We start from the raw sequence: 14,892 nt of genomic DNA, 5'->3' as shown, positions 1-14,892 counted from the left end.
AAACATGATAAAAGTAGCCATAACAGATGATCATCCGCTTCTATTGGAAGGGTTGAAGAATATTTTAGGAAATAACGAGAGCATAGATGTGGTAGATTGCTACAAAAATGCTTCGGAAATGAATGCAGGGTTGAAAAAACAAGCTGTTGATATTTTACTGCTGGATATAAACCTGGCAGACATCAACAGTATTGAACTGATAAAACCTTTAAAGAAAAAATACGAGAATCTTCAGATTATTATGTTGAGTGTTCACAATGAACTGCCTGTTATCAACAGTACTTTAGCTGAAGGAGCTTTAGGATACATTCAAAAAAATGCTTCAGTTTCTGAAATCCTGGAAGGAATTAGCACCGTATATACTGGCAACCAGTTTTTGTGCTCACAAACAAGATCAGTATTGGAGAAAAAATCAGCTGATGGATTAAACCAGGTTCCCAAACTAACCCGAAGAGAAAAAGAAATTCTGGCCGAAGCTGCCAAAGGGCTTACCACCAATCAGATGGCAGAAAAGCTTTTCATCAGCCCACACACTGTAGAAAGCCACCGAAAAAACCTTATTGAAAAATTTCAGACGTCTAATCTTAGTTCAGCTATTAAACTGGCCATAGAATACGGCTTGATTATAGAATAAAATAAGTAAAGTATTGAGTAGATACAATGTGTTTTTAGTTCCCACAGATCACGCCGATTCCACAGATAGTTTTGAAAATATTAAGGGATAATTACTTCAAAATCTATACGACTTTACGGGATTATCAGCCACATTAATACAGCAAAAAGGTCTGCTTACATCGTAAAAGCAGACCTTTTCTATATAATTTAAAATTAGGTGTTCAATTATTAATCTTTAAATCTTAATGTCCCCTGGAACAGGTTTTTCTTTCCAGTTAAATCATATTCAGCATTATATTCAGGCTGATACATCAATACATAAATTCTTTCGCCAAAATCTTTTAAGTTAACAGGCTGATCTACCATAATGTCATAAAATCTTGTAATAGTACGGGTAGCTGTCCATTGTTTCAAAGTACCTTTAGGATTTTTATCGAACCTGTGATCTTTAGCATCTGTATAATACCAATAGGAAGGGGCGGAATCCATTAAAAACATTTCTTTATCCTTATTATAGAGTTCTTCCGCCATTCCTGTACTCTGGAACCATGGAACCTCGGTATTGAAAAGCCCTAGAGCTCCTGCATAAATGTCTTTATTCGTCGTCGCTCCTACTAAAAAACCTTCAAGATTGGTCGATGTAAACTCAAATACAAAAGGTGATTTTTTCAGATCATAAACATCATTTATGGGTTCAATTACTTTTCCATCCTGTTTAATCACTACTTTTAATGTTTGTGCGAAAGTCATAAAACTTAGTAAACAAAAAAGAAATGTTAAGCTTATTTTTCTCATGGTATATCTTTAAATAACTGTTGCAAAGATATCGGACTTTACCACCATAAACACTGGCCGGTTTCAGGGGTTTTTATTTTATTTCAACCTCTTTTTTACAATAGATTAGCTTTTAACTGAATTTTTATGAAAGCTGACTTTTGCTTTTTATCCTTGGTTGAAGCGGAGTTGACAGGATATACTTCAGCATAGAAGGTGTCATTATTCGCCCAGAAAGCTTTCTTTTCGTTACCAATTTTGAAATTAGTAAAGTTGATATATAAAAGGTTTTCCTGATTATGACTTTGCTCCTTATAATGATTGATCTCAAAATTACTTCCTACCTCACTATTTGAAGAGATAGAAGAGATCCAGTTCTTATTGGGAAGAATCTGTGGATATCCTCCTGTAAATAAAGCAAAATCTGCTGTTGCTTTTACACTATAAAAAGAATAGTACGTATCTATAGTCTCTACTGAGTTTTCCTTGAAAACTTCCAGATGCAGATAAGGTGACTGCCCAATATATTCATTGGATAAAGTTCCATCTTCTGTAGAGACATTTTCATGTTGTGTAATCATGGTTTCTTTTGCATTTTCTGTAGAAATCCAGTTGCCTTCTTTTAGTTTAATCTGAGGATTTTTTATTAAGGCTTCATTAATTCTATTTTTAGAAGCTGTTGTAAATTCCTGTTCTGAAACTTCAGTTATCGTTCCATATTTACTGAATGACTTATTTTTTGAATCGTGAACTTCTTTGAATGTACTGCTTCTGATCTGATAAAGATCCACCCCTTGTAACGTCAGATCAAACGCGGCTGTAAATTCTGATTTTATGACAAAAGCTTCGATGCTGTTTGAAATATTATTATTAATACTGTAATGAATAGAGTAGAAGTCATCAAACTCTTCAAATCCGTAATAATTATGAAGTTTATTGTAAGCTATTTTCAGATGGGCAGCTCCTTTATTTGGTGATACAAAAAACTGTATAGAATCCAGCTTAGTCGATAATTCGAAAGGTACATCCTGTACATTCTCTACTCCTTTTATCTTTTTGAAATCAGCAAATGTTATGGTCTTCTGTGTAACTTCAGTTTCTGTCTTGTAGGCTTCTGATGATTTGTTCTTAGAATTACATCCCACAAAAACAATCATAGAAGATATAAAGAATTGAGATAAAGGTTTCATTTTTCATTTTTTGGCAAATGTATCGGTATTAAGATCAGCAGCCAATAAAACCTTTGATTACAAGGGAAAAATGGCTGAAAACAGGGATATATTGAACCACATATTTTGAACAATTTTACAACCGAAAAAACTAAGTATTAATAGGAGATGAAAAACGTAATAACCAGCTTTTCATTAGTGATTGTTTTACTCGCTTCCTGTTCTCCCGCAACGGAAAAAGAAGCAGATAAAACAGACTTTATGACGGCCAAAGAAGATATAGATTCTAAGCCTGCTTCAGAAAAGAAAACCAATTCTAAAACAGAGTTACCAAAGGATTTCTCAACATTGGTTCCTATTGATGTTTTGGATACCAAAAACACAAATGTGTATGAAAAATATGGAATAGAGTTCTCCGGAAATTGTTATTCATGCGATCTGGCAGGCTTATCCATAACAGAAAATAAAATGGTATGGACAAATATCTGTGATGAAAAAGATACCTTTGAAATTAATAGTTTCATGGTCTCTGGTGAAGGTAATACAACGATTATAAAAACATCAGAAAGGACTTACATTCTAACACATATCGATGAAGCACCTGTTTATGAGTTAACTATTGAAGGCCAAAAACTGGAATTACATAATAAAAGAGCCGCCAAATATTTTACAACTAAAAAAGCATTATCTCTTTTTAAAGAACATGAGTGTGGCGAATTTGAAGGGTAAAAACTAATACTAAATAACCTGTAGAAAGGGGGAGTGATGAAAGAAAATTATTCGAATACAAATGGTATCTACATAATCCCTCTTTCTATTTTTGATGAATATACCATGAAATCTTTAATAAAAAAAACCTCAAAGTAATTTGAGGTTTTTATATGTAAAATAATGATTGAATTATTTTGCTGGTTTCTTAGGACTCATCATCATAATCATTCTCTTTCCTTCAAGTTTAGGAAGCTGATCTACTTTACCAACATGCTCTAGTTCTTGAGCCAGTTTTAAAAGCAAGATTTCTCCCTGATCTTTAAAGATAATCGAACGTCCTTTAAAAAATACGTAGGTCTTCAGTTTAGAACCTTCTTCAAGGAATTTCTCAGCATGCTTCTTTTTGAATTCATAATCGTGGTCATCAGTCTGAGGTCCGAAACGGATCTCTTTTACAACCACTTTTACTTGCTTAGCTTTAAGTTCCTTCTGTTTTTTCTTTTGCTCGTATAAGAATTTCTTATATTCCAATACTCTTGCAATAAAAGGTTCTGCCTTGTCAGAAATTACTACTAGATCCAATTCTTGTTCTGCAGCAATCTGTCTTGCTTTGTCAATTGGATAAATTCCCGGCTCTACGTTATCGCCCACCAAACGAAGCTCTCTCACACGAATTTTATCGTTGATCAAGTGTAAGTCCTCCTGTACAGGACGTCTTTGTGGGCCCCTGTTGTTAAATCTTTGTGCTATTGTATTATAATTTTATTGGTTAACTACTTATTTATATTTAAAGCATTGAGAGGCTATTCTTAATCTCTCAATACTTTAATTTTATTTTTAAACTGCTGCTTCTTTTTTGAAGTAAGCTGCGAAATCTTCCAGATTCATCACTCCAAGATCTCCTTCACCACGTCTTCTTACAGAAATTGTACCTTCTTTTTCTTCATTTTCTCCCACTACAAGCATGAAAGGAATCTTCTTTAATTCAGCATCACGGATCTTTTTACCCGTTTTCTCGTTTCTGTCATCAATCTGACCGCTAATATCGTGATTTTCCAAAAATTGTGAAACTTTTTTTGCATAATCTACATATTTTTCACTGATCGGAAGAATGATGAACTGATCCGGGCTTAACCATAGAGGGAAATCACCTGCTGTGTTTTCCAACAAGATCGCAATAAAACGTTCCATAGAACCAAATGGTGCTCTGTGGATCATTACGGGTCTGTGTTTCTCATTGTCATTCCCAATATAGTGAAGATCAAATCTTTCTGGTAAGTTATAATCTACCTGGATGGTTCCAAGCTGCCATTTTCTTCCTAATGCATCTTTCACCATGAAATCAAGTTTAGGGCCGTAGAATGCTGCTTCACCATATTCAACTACAGTTTTAAGACCTTTCTTCTCTGCTGCATTGATAATTGCAGTTTCAGCTTTTTCCCAGTTTTCATCAGAACCGATATACTTTTCTCTGTTTTCAGGATCTCTTAATGATACCTGAGTTACAAAGTCTTCAAAACCTAAAGATTTGAAAACATAAAGCGTTAAATCAATTACTTTTTCAAACTCCTCAGAAAGCTGATCCGGAGTACAGAATAAGTGAGCATCATCCTGAGTAAATCCACGAACTCTTGTTAATCCGTGAAGCTCCCCACTTTGCTCATATCTGTATACTGTTCCGAATTCTGCATATCTTTTCGGAAGATCTCTGTAGCTCCATTGTGAAGTCTTATAGATCTCACAGTGGTGCGGGCAGTTCATGGGTTTTAATAGGAATTCCTCTCCTTCATTTGGAGTTTTAATCGGCTGGAAGCTGTCTGCTCCATATTTATCCCAGTGACCTGAAGTTACATACAATTCTTTAGCTCCGATATGTGGAGACATTACAAATTCATACCCTCCTTTTTTCTGTGCATCAGAAAGGAAATTTTCCAATTTTCTTCTTAAAGCTGTTCCTTTTGGTAACCAAAGCGGTAAACCAGCACCTACTTTTTCAGAGAATGCGAAGATTCCAAGCTCTTTACCAAGCTTTCTGTGGTCTCTTCTTTTAGCTTCCTCTAATCTTTCAAGATATTCAGTAAGTTCTTTCTGTTTAGGGAAAGAAATACCATATACTCTTGTTAATTGAGGGTTCTTTTCATTTCCTCTCCAGTAAGCTCCTGCAGCATTTAAAATCTTAACAGCCTTTACCAATCCGGTGTTTGGAATGTGTCCTCCACGGCATAGATCTGTAAAGTTATCATGTGTTACAAAAGTAATTTCTCCATCATTCAGATTAGAGATCAATTCTACTTTGTAAGGGTTGTCAGCATATGTTTTTAAAGCCTCTTCTTTAGAAACCGGGTATAAAGAGAAAGTGGAACCTTTCTTAGCGTTTTCCAGAACTTTCTTTTCTATCTTTTCAAAATCTTTTTCAGATAAACTTTCATCCCCGAAATCTACATCATAGTAGAATCCGCTCTCAATTGCCGGACCAATAGTCAGCTTAGCATTAGGATAAAATTCAAGGATAGCCTGCGCCAAAAGGTGGGCAGAAGAATGCCAGAAAGCTTTCTTTCCAAGATCATCATTCCAGGTCAAAAGTTGTACCGTAGAATCCGTGGTTATAGGCGTGGTTACTTCTACTTGTTTGTCATTAACAATTGCGGAAATGGTATTTCTAGCCAATCCCTCGCTTATAGATTTTGCCACATCTAGAGCAGTTACTGCTCCTTCGAATTCTTTGACACTATTGTCTGGAAGTGTAATTTTTATCATTGTTTACTAAAAAATTTTAAGATGCAAAAATACGCATTTTTTAGTTAAAATACTATATTAGCAACTATTTAAAATGAGAATTAATAGTAACCATGAAAAAGATAATGTTGATTTTAGTTTCATTAAGCTCCACATTGATTTTTTCCCAGAAAAGATCAGCTCAATTTTCTGTTGATTACAATAAGAATATTGAGACTTATTTTCTTGCAGAAATATTGTCTGCAGAACATCGAAAAAATAATAAAGATTTTGAACTTTATAAGATAAAACAATGTTCTGTTTATCAGCTGATTGTTAGAAATGCTTTACAGAAATATAACCATTTGAAAAATTCAGATATTGCTGTTTTAACTGCAAAACTCAATGATGTTTTATTGGAAAAATATGGGAGTGGAAATGATGTAATGATGAAGCCTCTAATGTATCATAAAGAATTTCCGAATATAGAATGGATTAATGATTATTACTTTGAAAACAATAATCTTACAAAAGAACAGAATAAAGAAGCAACAGATTTAATTAAAAATTATCTTTCAGAGCTTTCAAAATTCTACATTAAGGAGAACATCGGACAGTTTTTTAAAGAGAATGCACTCTTTTATAAGGGTGGAATAGCAGAATATGGGAAACAGATTCCTGATGGATTTACGAGAGCCATGGAACAATTTTATGGGGAAAGCTTTAATAGTTATACTATTATTATTTCTCCTATGATGATGTGGCCCATTGAAGATAATGAAGGAAGAGGAATTGGTACCAATGTCATATTACCATCCGGAAAACAGAACATTTACGAGATTGCAAGCCCTTTTGTAAGGGTACAGAAATTAGGAAAATTCGGATATGATCATCAGTTTCAGGCCCGATTTTTAAGTGTTCATGAATTTGGACATTCCTTTGTTAATAAGGAAGTCTATCAAAACATAGATAAGCTTACAAAATTTAAAGTCTTATTCGAAAAATCAAAATTAAAAGAAACTATGATCAAAACAGGAGGCTATGGAGACTATCAGACCTGTGTAGCAGAACATTTGGTAAGATTAGGTGAAATTGAAACCGCCAGAATTCAAAAAGATAAGGAAAGGGTAAAAAGGCTTCAGGAATATCATCTGAAAAATAATTTTATTTTTATTCCATTATTAAAGGAAAAATTACAAGAATATCATTCTGACAGGAAAAAATATAAAACATTCGGAGCTTTCGTACCAAAACTGCTTGAAGTTTTTGAAAACAGTTCTGTGGAATTTATCAATAGTGAACTTAACAAAATAACAAAATAAAAATTCTAATATTACAATACAATGAATACTATAAATGTAGATTTACACTGCGACTTATTATGCTATTTACTGGAGCCAGGCTCATCAATTGATGATAAAGAACTTGGCTGTTCGCTTCCTTATTTAAAAGAAGGAAATGTAAAGCTTCAGGTTATGGCCATATACTCAGCAACAGGAGCCAATAGTACTGCTTATGGAGCAAAACAGAGCGAAATATTTTCAAATTTCCTTCAAAATGAGAATTTTTTCTTGTTTGAAGGAGAAAATTATAAAAATTCTGAGAACAAAGACAAAGTAGGAGTTATTGCTTCTATTGAAAATGCATCCGGCTTCTGTGGTGAAGATGACACTTTGGAAACGGGGTTTAAAAATCTGGAAGCGATCCTTGAAAAAACACAGCGGGTCCTGTATCTTGGAATAACCCATCATACTGAAAATCGCTTTGGAGGAGGAAACAATTCCGATGTAGGATTGAAAGAAGACGGAAAAGTTCTGCTTGACTATTTCTCAGAAAAAAACATTGCCATTGATCTTGCCCATACCAGCGATCAGCTTGCCTATGGAATTCTTAATTATGTTGATCAGAGAAACTACAAAATTCCTATTATAGCAAGTCACTCCAACTATAGACAGATACATGATAAAAAAAGAAATCTTCCTGATGAACTGGCAAAAGAAGTCATTAAAAGAAAAGGATTAATCGGACTCAATTTTATCCGTAATTGTGTTGATGATACCAATCCGGAAATGTTATATGAACATATTCAGTATGGTCTTGATTTAGGAGCAGAAGATGCGATTGCCTATGGAGCAGATTTTTTCTTTTGGAAAAACCATCCGGATAAATCCCGATATCCTATTTTCTTTGAAGGCTATGATGATGCATCTGCTTTTAATACAATCAACAAAGAAATTGAAAAACGTTTCTCTTCCGAATTGTTAGAAAAGATCAGTCACAAAAATGCATTGGATTTCATAAAGAATATGCATAAATAAAATTATTCTGTCTGATTAAATAAAAGCATAATTAACAGGTCGCTCCTCCGGAGCTTTCTTTTTAAGGCTCTTCATTTTTTCTACTAACAATAGATCCCGATGGGCTCAAATCCAGCTCCAATAGGAGCTAATTGTTAATAGAAAGTGTTTGTTTTTAAAATTAGAGCTCCGGAGGAGCGACCTGCTAATACCTAAATCTGTGAAATTATAGTAAAAAGAAAATAGATTTGTGTGTTTTTATTTTACATGAAATAATGTATGATAAAATACTGTAAAATAAGTTTTAATGTAAATTTATTTAATGCTTTCTTTTATACTTTACTTTCTGCTTGATGATTTCAATTACATCCACATTCTGGACTTTAGATTTAATCCATCCGTGAATATCAATATAGAATAAGGATCGTCTATAGTATTCGTTATTGGAATACTCTTCCAGTTTTTTATCAAAGCTTTCAAATGCTTTCTGCCTCTGATCCAAAACCTGATTATTAAGGTTCTTAAAAAACTGAATGCTTTCAAAATGAAACTCTTCAGGCTTTTTCATCTTTTTAGCAAACTTTAGCGTAGAAGCAATGAATTCATCATAATCTTCATCATTCCCGGATTCATACTTGGACATTAAAATTAAAATCCGCGTATGAAATAATAAATCTTCCTGTACATTACCCTTTGATTCTATAACTCTCATAGAGTACTCGATGGCTTTTTTGTACATTTTACTTCCAAAAAACATAGCGGCCATTTTAAGATAAAGGATCATAAAGTGGTGTTCATCAATTCTTTCTCTAAGCTTTTCCATTTTCAATTCAATTTCCGGAATAAGCTTAGTTCCTGTAAAAAATTCACCTTTTACAAAATGAATATTCATCAATGTATTGTAATGGGTAAGGAAAATAAGGGATTGAAGATTCTCATTCTGTGCAAAATTTTCAGCATTTACCCGAGTGTTAAACTCTTCGAAATTCTCTTCCAGAATATCAATATTTCCGTACAGGAAAAGGATTTTTAGCAGGTATGTATTTCCTTTAATATACCAAACCGGATGACTGAAAATCATTTCTGGTCTTTTATGAAACAGGTCTACCCATTGATAAGCATATTTCAAGGTGTATTTGTAATCCTGCAGCAATTGATTTTTCCAGACATGGGCTTTAAAATACCATAATTTTTCTGTAAAATTCAGTTTATCAAACCTAATGTTTTTAATTTGAGCATTGAAAATTTCCAAAACTTCCTCGCGGTCTGAATCATTTTTTACATATCCGTGAGTCAGCATTTCACTGTATAATTTCAGAGAAAGATTGGATAATTTTGTTGTATATCGGTTTTGTTTGCTTAATTCCTGTGATTGTCTGATCAATTCTTCTGCACGTCCCACAATACTTCGGGTAATGAATTGAGATTCAATTACTTTTTCCAGGTCGATAATTTCGGAAGCAATGCTTTTTTCATCAAGCTCCAATGCAGACTGCTTGGTTCTATCCAATATTTTTAAAGCTTGTTTATAAAGCCCTTTTTGGTACAAAATATTGGCAAAATCCAGTTGCTCCCTAAGCTGAATTCGGTAATTCTGGTGACTTGGGTTCATTCGTAAGCTTACCAGAATTTGTTTGTAAAGGTGTGCCTTAAGATTGGAGAGCTGCTGCTTGGTAGATATTTTCTTTTCAATAATGATGCTTTCATCATATTCTTTCATTTTATCCATTTCAGAAAAAAGGAGTAAAAACTTAGCATCTACATTAATTCCGAGGCGGTTAACATACAATTTAAACTGTCGCTTTTCTGAAGTCGTCAATGACTTTACCAATACAAACAAAAAATCTTTCTGCAATTCTGCCATTGTAATTTTTTAAATTTTAAACAATTGTATACCAGCAATATGCGTTTATTTCTTCAACTGTTGAATATTGTAATTTTCTGAGAAATTGAAAATGAAAAAATGTAGCAAGCTGTAGTTTTGGATCAAAATTAAGTAAAAAACTTTATTTATGAATTCCGAAAAAATTGAAATTTTTGATACCACACTGCGAGATGGAGAACAGGTTCCTGGTTGTAAACTAAATACTAAGCAGAAACTGATTATTGCTGAAAAGCTAGATGAACTGGGTGTTGATATCATTGAAGCAGGATTCCCGATTTCTAGTCCGGGAGATTTTGAATCTGTTGCTGAAATTTCAAAACTCGTAAGAAATGCAAAAGTTTGCGGATTGACCAGAGCCAACAAAAAAGACATTGATACAGCTGCCGAAGCTTTGAGATATGCGAAAAAACCTAGAATACATACAGGGATCGGAACTTCTGATTCTCATATCAAATACAAGTTTAACTCAACAAGAGAAAATATTATTGAACGTGCTGCGGAAGCTGTAAGATATGCTAAAAACTATGTGGAAGATGTAGAATTTTACGCTGAAGATGCAGGAAGAACAGATAATGCTTATCTGGCACAGGTTTGCGAAGCGGTAATTAAAGCAGGTGCCACTGTACTTAATATTCCTGATACTACAGGTTACTGTTTACCGGAAGAATACGGACAGAAAATTAAATACCTGAGAGAAAACGTAAAAGGAATTGAAAAAGCAGTTTTATCATGTCATTGTCATAATGATTTAGGTTTAGCTACAGCCAATTCCATTTCCGGAGCTATCAACGGAGCCCGACAGATTGAATGTACCATCAACGGATTGGGAGAAAGAGCTGGTAATACAGCACTGGAAGAAGTCGTCATGATTCTGAAGCAGCACAAACATTTGAACCTGCATACGAACGTGAATTCAATAATGCTCAACGAAATGAGTACTATGGTTTCTGATCTGATGGGAATGGCAGTACAGCCGAATAAAGCGATTGTTGGAGCAAATGCTTTCGCCCACAGCTCAGGAATTCATCAGGATGGGGTGATCAAAAACAGAGAAACCTATGAAATCATTGATCCGGCAGAAGTAGGGGTAAATGCATCTTCTATCATTCTTACTGCAAGAAGCGGACGTTCAGCATTGGCTTACCGATTCAAACATATTGGACATGATGTTACTAAAGAAGAGCTGGATTATTTATACCAGGAGTTCTTAAAAATAGCAGATCTAAAGAAGGAAATAGGAAATGAGGATCTTGCTATGATCATGGAAACATGCAGCAGAAAAATAGGATAGGGTTTGATTTAATTCAAAGATAAAAGTAAAAATGAACAACGATAAAAAGACACTTTTTGATAAAGTTTGGGATGCTCACGTCGTAGATACGGTTCCTGACGGACCGCAAATCATCTATATTGATAAGCATCTGATCCATGAAGTAACCAGCCCGCAGGCTTTTGCAGAACTTGAATCCAGAAATCTGGAGATCTTCAGACCGGAACAGATTGTAGCAACTGCTGATCATAATGTTCCAACGCTTCATCAGGAAGAACCAATTCGTGATGAATTATCAAGAAATCAGGTTCAGCAATTGACTGAAAATTGTGAAAAAAATAATATTGAATTATTCGGTTTGGGCCATCAATATCAGGGAATTGTGCATATCATTGCTCCTGAGCTAGGGATTACACAGCCGGGAATGAGTATTGTATGCGGAGACAGTCATACTTCAACACATGGAGCATTTGGAAGCATTGCCTTTGGAATTGGAACCAGTCAGGTGGCTCAGGTTTTTGCCAGCCAGTGTCTGCTGCTTAACAAACCTAAATCGATGAGGATTACGGTGAATGGTAAACTCAACGAAAATGTTCAGGCTAAAGATGTTATCCTTTATATCATTTCAAAAATAGGAACAGATGGCGGAACAGGGTATTTCTGTGAGTATGCCGGAAATGTTTTTGAAGAAATGTCCATGGAAGGAAGAATGACGGTTTGCAATATGAGTATTGAAATGGGAGCCAGAGGAGGAATGATTGCTCCAGATGAGACCACTTTTGAATATGTGAAAGGAAGGAAATTTGCTCCGGCAGGAGGCGAGTGGGACGAAAAAGTAGCGTATTGGGCGACTCTTAGAACCGATGATGATGCTGTTTTTGATAAGGAACTTACCTTCGATGCGGCGGATATTTATCCCATGATTACCTATGGAACCAATCCGGGTATGGGAATTTCTATTCGCGAAACCATTCCTGCTCCTCAAAATGAATCTGAAGCAAAGGCTTTACAGTATATGGGACTGGAAGCAGGGCAGACTCCATCCAGCATTAAAATTAATTATGTGTTTATAGGAAGCTGCACAAATGCGCGAATTGAAGACTTCCGTTCGGCGGCTCAATATATTAAAGGAAAAAGTAAATCTGAGGCTGTGAAAGCATTGATTGTACCCGGTTCTCAGCAGGTGGTAAAGCAAATTTATGAGGAAGGTCTGGATAAAATCTTTAATGATGCAGGATTTCAGATCCGACAGCCGGGATGTTCGGCTTGTCTGGCGATGAATGATGATAAAATTCCTGAAGGAGAATATTGTGTTTCCACTTCAAACAGAAATTTTGAAGGTAGACAGGGACAAGGTTCAAGAACCATTCTGGCAAGTCCTCTTACGGCGGCAAAAGCAGCAATAGAAGGTAGAATTTCAGCTTTTGAAAGTTTAAATTAAAACAGCACATGCAAAAATTAGTTATTATAAAATCCCGTGCAGTTCCATTGCCGGCAGAAAATATAGATACGGATCAGATTATTCCGGCAAGATTTTTAAAAAGTATAGACAGAAAAGGATTTGGAGAAAACCTGTTCAGAGACTGGAGATATAATATTCATACCCATGAGCCTAATCCTGATTTTGTATTGAACAATCCTAAATTCGCTGGCGAAATCTTAGTAGCAGGAAATAATTTCGGATGTGGTAGCAGCCGTGAGCATGCTGCCTGGGCATTAACCGATTATGGGTTTAAGGTAATTGTTTCCAGCTATTTTGCCGATATTTTTAAAGGAAATGCTTTAAATAATGGTCTTCTTCCGGTAAAAGTTTCTGAAGAATTCTTAAAGGAGATTTTAGAAGGAATCAATGAAAACCCAGATAATGAAATTGCCATTGATGTAGAGCTGCAATCTATTAGTTTTAAAGATACCACCGAAACATTTGAATTGGATTCTTATAAAAAAATATGCCTTCTGAATGGTTATGATGATATTGATTTTTTAATCAGCAAAAAACAGGCGATCACAGAATTTGAACTAAAAACACAGACAAAAAATGAACAACAATTATTTTAAAATCGCAGTTCTTCCAGGAGATGGAATAGGACCGGAAATTATCAGTGAAAGCATCAAAATTTTGGATGTGATTGCGGAAGCTTTTGAGTACAAATTTCAATTTGATTATGGATTGATAGGTGCTGAAGCTATTTTTAAAACAGGAGATCCGCTGCCTGAAGAAACATTAAAGATTTGTAAAGAATCGGACGCCGTGCTTTTCGGAGCAATAGGTGATCCTGCATTTGATAATAATCCTGAAGCCAAAGTAAGACCTGAACAGGGGTTATTGAAACTTCGTAAGGAACTAGGACTATTTGCCAACATTCGTCCTTTAAAAACGTATGCATCCCTTATTGAAAAGAGCCCGCTTAAAAGAGAAATCATTGAAGGTGCAGATATCCAGATTTTCAGAGAACTGGTAAGCGGTATTTATTTTGGTGAGAAATTTACTGATCCTGAAGGTGCTTATGCTTACGACATATGCAAATACAGCAGGGAAGATATTCTTCCAATTGCTCACATGGCATTCCAGGAAGCACAGAAAAGAAATAAAAAACTGACATTAATTGATAAAGCGAATGTGTTGGATACTTCCAGATTATGGAGAAAAATCTGTCAGGAAATCGCTTCAGAATATCTGGATGTACAGTTAGACTATATGTTTGTAGATAATGCAGCCATGCAGTTGATCCTTAATCCAAAACAGTTTGATGTGATTGTAACGGAAAATATGTTCGGAGATATTATTTCTGATGAAGCCAGTGTAATCGGTGGATCTATCGGATTACTCCCTTCAGCATCAATAGGAGAGAATAATGCGTTGTTTGAGCCTATTCATGGTTCATATCCCCAGGCAAAAGGAAAGGGAATTGCCAATCCTATAGCTTCCATTTTAAGTGTGGCAATGATGCTTGATCATCTTGGATTACAGCCTGCTGCCAGTAAGCTGAGACAGTCTGTAGAACATGCTATTGAAAACAAATATGTAACAATAGATCTTAATACAAAACAATATTATTCAACCAGCGAGGTAGGAAGCTTTATTGCAGATCATATTAAATATTCCGAGAAGTCATATTATAATTTCGAGAATGTAAAAATCGGAAAATCAACCATTGTATAAGTATTTTTAGTTCACTTAGATAGATAGTTAGAAGAAAGGTTCGGTCTCAAAGAGACCGAACCTTTCAATTTTATTTTCTGAAATTTTTAAACCTTTATGGTTTATTTACTCTTTTGTATTATCCGTTTTTCCTGATTTATTTTTGGAAGATTTTTGAATATCTTCTTTATCAATGTCAGGAGGATTAACTTTTTTCGATGAAGCAGGAATATTCTGGAAATCCTGATTTTGCTTTTTAGTTTCTGCGGTGTTGGCAGATTCCTTTTTTTTGTTATTTCCTTTTGAGTCCATTG

Annotated in this window: 14 protein-coding genes; 8 read left to right on the top strand and 6 right to left on the bottom strand. The window is 34.8% G+C overall.

Features of this window, described 5'->3' with window-relative positions; all coding sequences use genetic code 11:
• The first annotated feature begins 4 nt into the window (after positions 1-4).
• A complete protein-coding gene (locus AC3HD6_RS10850; RefSeq protein WP_488896355.1) occupies positions 5-634 on the top strand; it encodes a response regulator in 630 nt (209 codons plus the stop codon).
• 209 nt (positions 635-843) lie between these two features.
• Here AC3HD6_RS10850 and AC3HD6_RS10845 read toward each other — a convergent pair whose 3' ends face one another.
• Complete coding sequence (locus AC3HD6_RS10845; protein WP_488896354.1) at positions 844-1,365, bottom strand: hypothetical protein; 522 nt, start codon at positions 1,363-1,365, stop codon at positions 844-846.
• 140 nt (positions 1,366-1,505) lie between these two features.
• Positions 1,506-2,579: a resolvase gene (locus tag AC3HD6_RS10840; RefSeq protein WP_488896353.1), complete on the bottom strand. Its 1,074-nt coding sequence runs from the start codon at positions 2,577-2,579 to the stop codon at positions 1,506-1,508.
• Positions 2,580-2,726: 147 nt separating this feature from the next.
• Here AC3HD6_RS10840 and AC3HD6_RS10835 point away from each other — a divergent pair, with 147 nt between their 5' ends.
• The gene (locus AC3HD6_RS10835) at positions 2,727-3,287 is read left to right on the top strand and encodes a hypothetical protein (RefSeq protein WP_488896352.1); all 561 of its coding nucleotides are present in this window, start codon (positions 2,727-2,729) and stop codon (positions 3,285-3,287) included.
• A gap of 171 nt (positions 3,288-3,458) precedes the next feature.
• On the opposite strand, the gene infC is transcribed toward AC3HD6_RS10835, so the two are convergent.
• Positions 3,459-3,959 (bottom strand): translation initiation factor IF-3, encoded by a 501-nt coding sequence (infC, locus tag AC3HD6_RS10830; RefSeq protein WP_027372223.1) that lies wholly within the window; start codon positions 3,957-3,959, stop codon positions 3,459-3,461.
• Positions 3,960-4,106: 147 nt separating this feature from the next.
• Positions 4,107-6,026 carry a threonine--tRNA ligase gene (gene thrS / locus AC3HD6_RS10825; RefSeq protein WP_488896351.1) on the bottom strand — a complete coding sequence of 640 codons (1,920 nt, stop codon included), beginning with the start codon at positions 6,024-6,026 and terminating at the stop codon, positions 4,107-4,109.
• A 92-nt stretch (positions 6,027-6,118) separates the two neighbouring features.
• Between thrS and AC3HD6_RS10820 the strand changes: the two genes are divergently transcribed.
• Together AC3HD6_RS10820 and AC3HD6_RS10815 are read left to right on the top strand one after the other, a co-directional pair.
• On the top strand, positions 6,119-7,306 hold the full coding sequence (locus AC3HD6_RS10820; protein ID WP_488896350.1) for a DUF4932 domain-containing protein: 1,188 nt from the start codon (positions 6,119-6,121) through the stop codon (positions 7,304-7,306).
• Positions 7,307-7,327: 21 nt separating this feature from the next.
• Positions 7,328-8,302, top strand: a complete 975-nt coding sequence (locus AC3HD6_RS10815; protein ID WP_488896349.1) for a dipeptidase — start codon at positions 7,328-7,330, stop codon at positions 8,300-8,302.
• A gap of 298 nt (positions 8,303-8,600) precedes the next feature.
• Here AC3HD6_RS10815 and AC3HD6_RS10810 read toward each other — a convergent pair whose 3' ends face one another.
• Positions 8,601-10,145, bottom strand: a complete 1,545-nt coding sequence (locus tag AC3HD6_RS10810; protein WP_488896348.1) for a hypothetical protein — start codon at positions 10,143-10,145, stop codon at positions 8,601-8,603.
• A 148-nt stretch (positions 10,146-10,293) separates the two neighbouring features.
• Here AC3HD6_RS10810 and AC3HD6_RS10805 point away from each other — a divergent pair, with 148 nt between their 5' ends.
• From AC3HD6_RS10805 to leuB, 4 genes are read left to right on the top strand one after another with little or no spacing between them, the layout of a single operon-like run.
• A complete protein-coding gene (locus AC3HD6_RS10805) occupies positions 10,294-11,457 on the top strand; it encodes a 2-isopropylmalate synthase (RefSeq protein ID WP_488896347.1) in 1,164 nt (387 codons plus the stop codon).
• Positions 11,458-11,488: 31 nt separating this feature from the next.
• Positions 11,489-12,877: a 3-isopropylmalate dehydratase large subunit gene (leuC, locus tag AC3HD6_RS10800; RefSeq protein WP_488896346.1), complete on the top strand. Its 1,389-nt coding sequence runs from the start codon at positions 11,489-11,491 to the stop codon at positions 12,875-12,877.
• Between the two features lie 8 nt (positions 12,878-12,885).
• Positions 12,886-13,494: a 3-isopropylmalate dehydratase small subunit gene (leuD, locus tag AC3HD6_RS10795; protein ID WP_488896345.1), complete on the top strand. Its 609-nt coding sequence runs from the start codon at positions 12,886-12,888 to the stop codon at positions 13,492-13,494.
• A complete protein-coding gene (leuB, locus tag AC3HD6_RS10790) occupies positions 13,475-14,599 on the top strand; it encodes a 3-isopropylmalate dehydrogenase (RefSeq protein WP_488896344.1) in 1,125 nt (374 codons plus the stop codon). The genes leuD and leuB overlap by 20 nt, the downstream gene beginning before the upstream one ends.
• Positions 14,600-14,704: 105 nt before the next feature.
• Here leuB and AC3HD6_RS10785 read toward each other — a convergent pair whose 3' ends face one another.
• Entirely contained in the window at positions 14,705-14,890 is a 186-nt protein-coding gene (locus AC3HD6_RS10785) for a hypothetical protein (protein WP_068945089.1), read from the bottom strand.
• Positions 14,891-14,892 lie beyond the last annotated feature (2 nt).

It is taken from the genome of Chryseobacterium sp. II3a (genome assembly GCF_057815135.1).
Note: the sequence above shows the minus strand (reverse complement) of the source record. Positions and strands in the feature narration are given on the sequence as shown.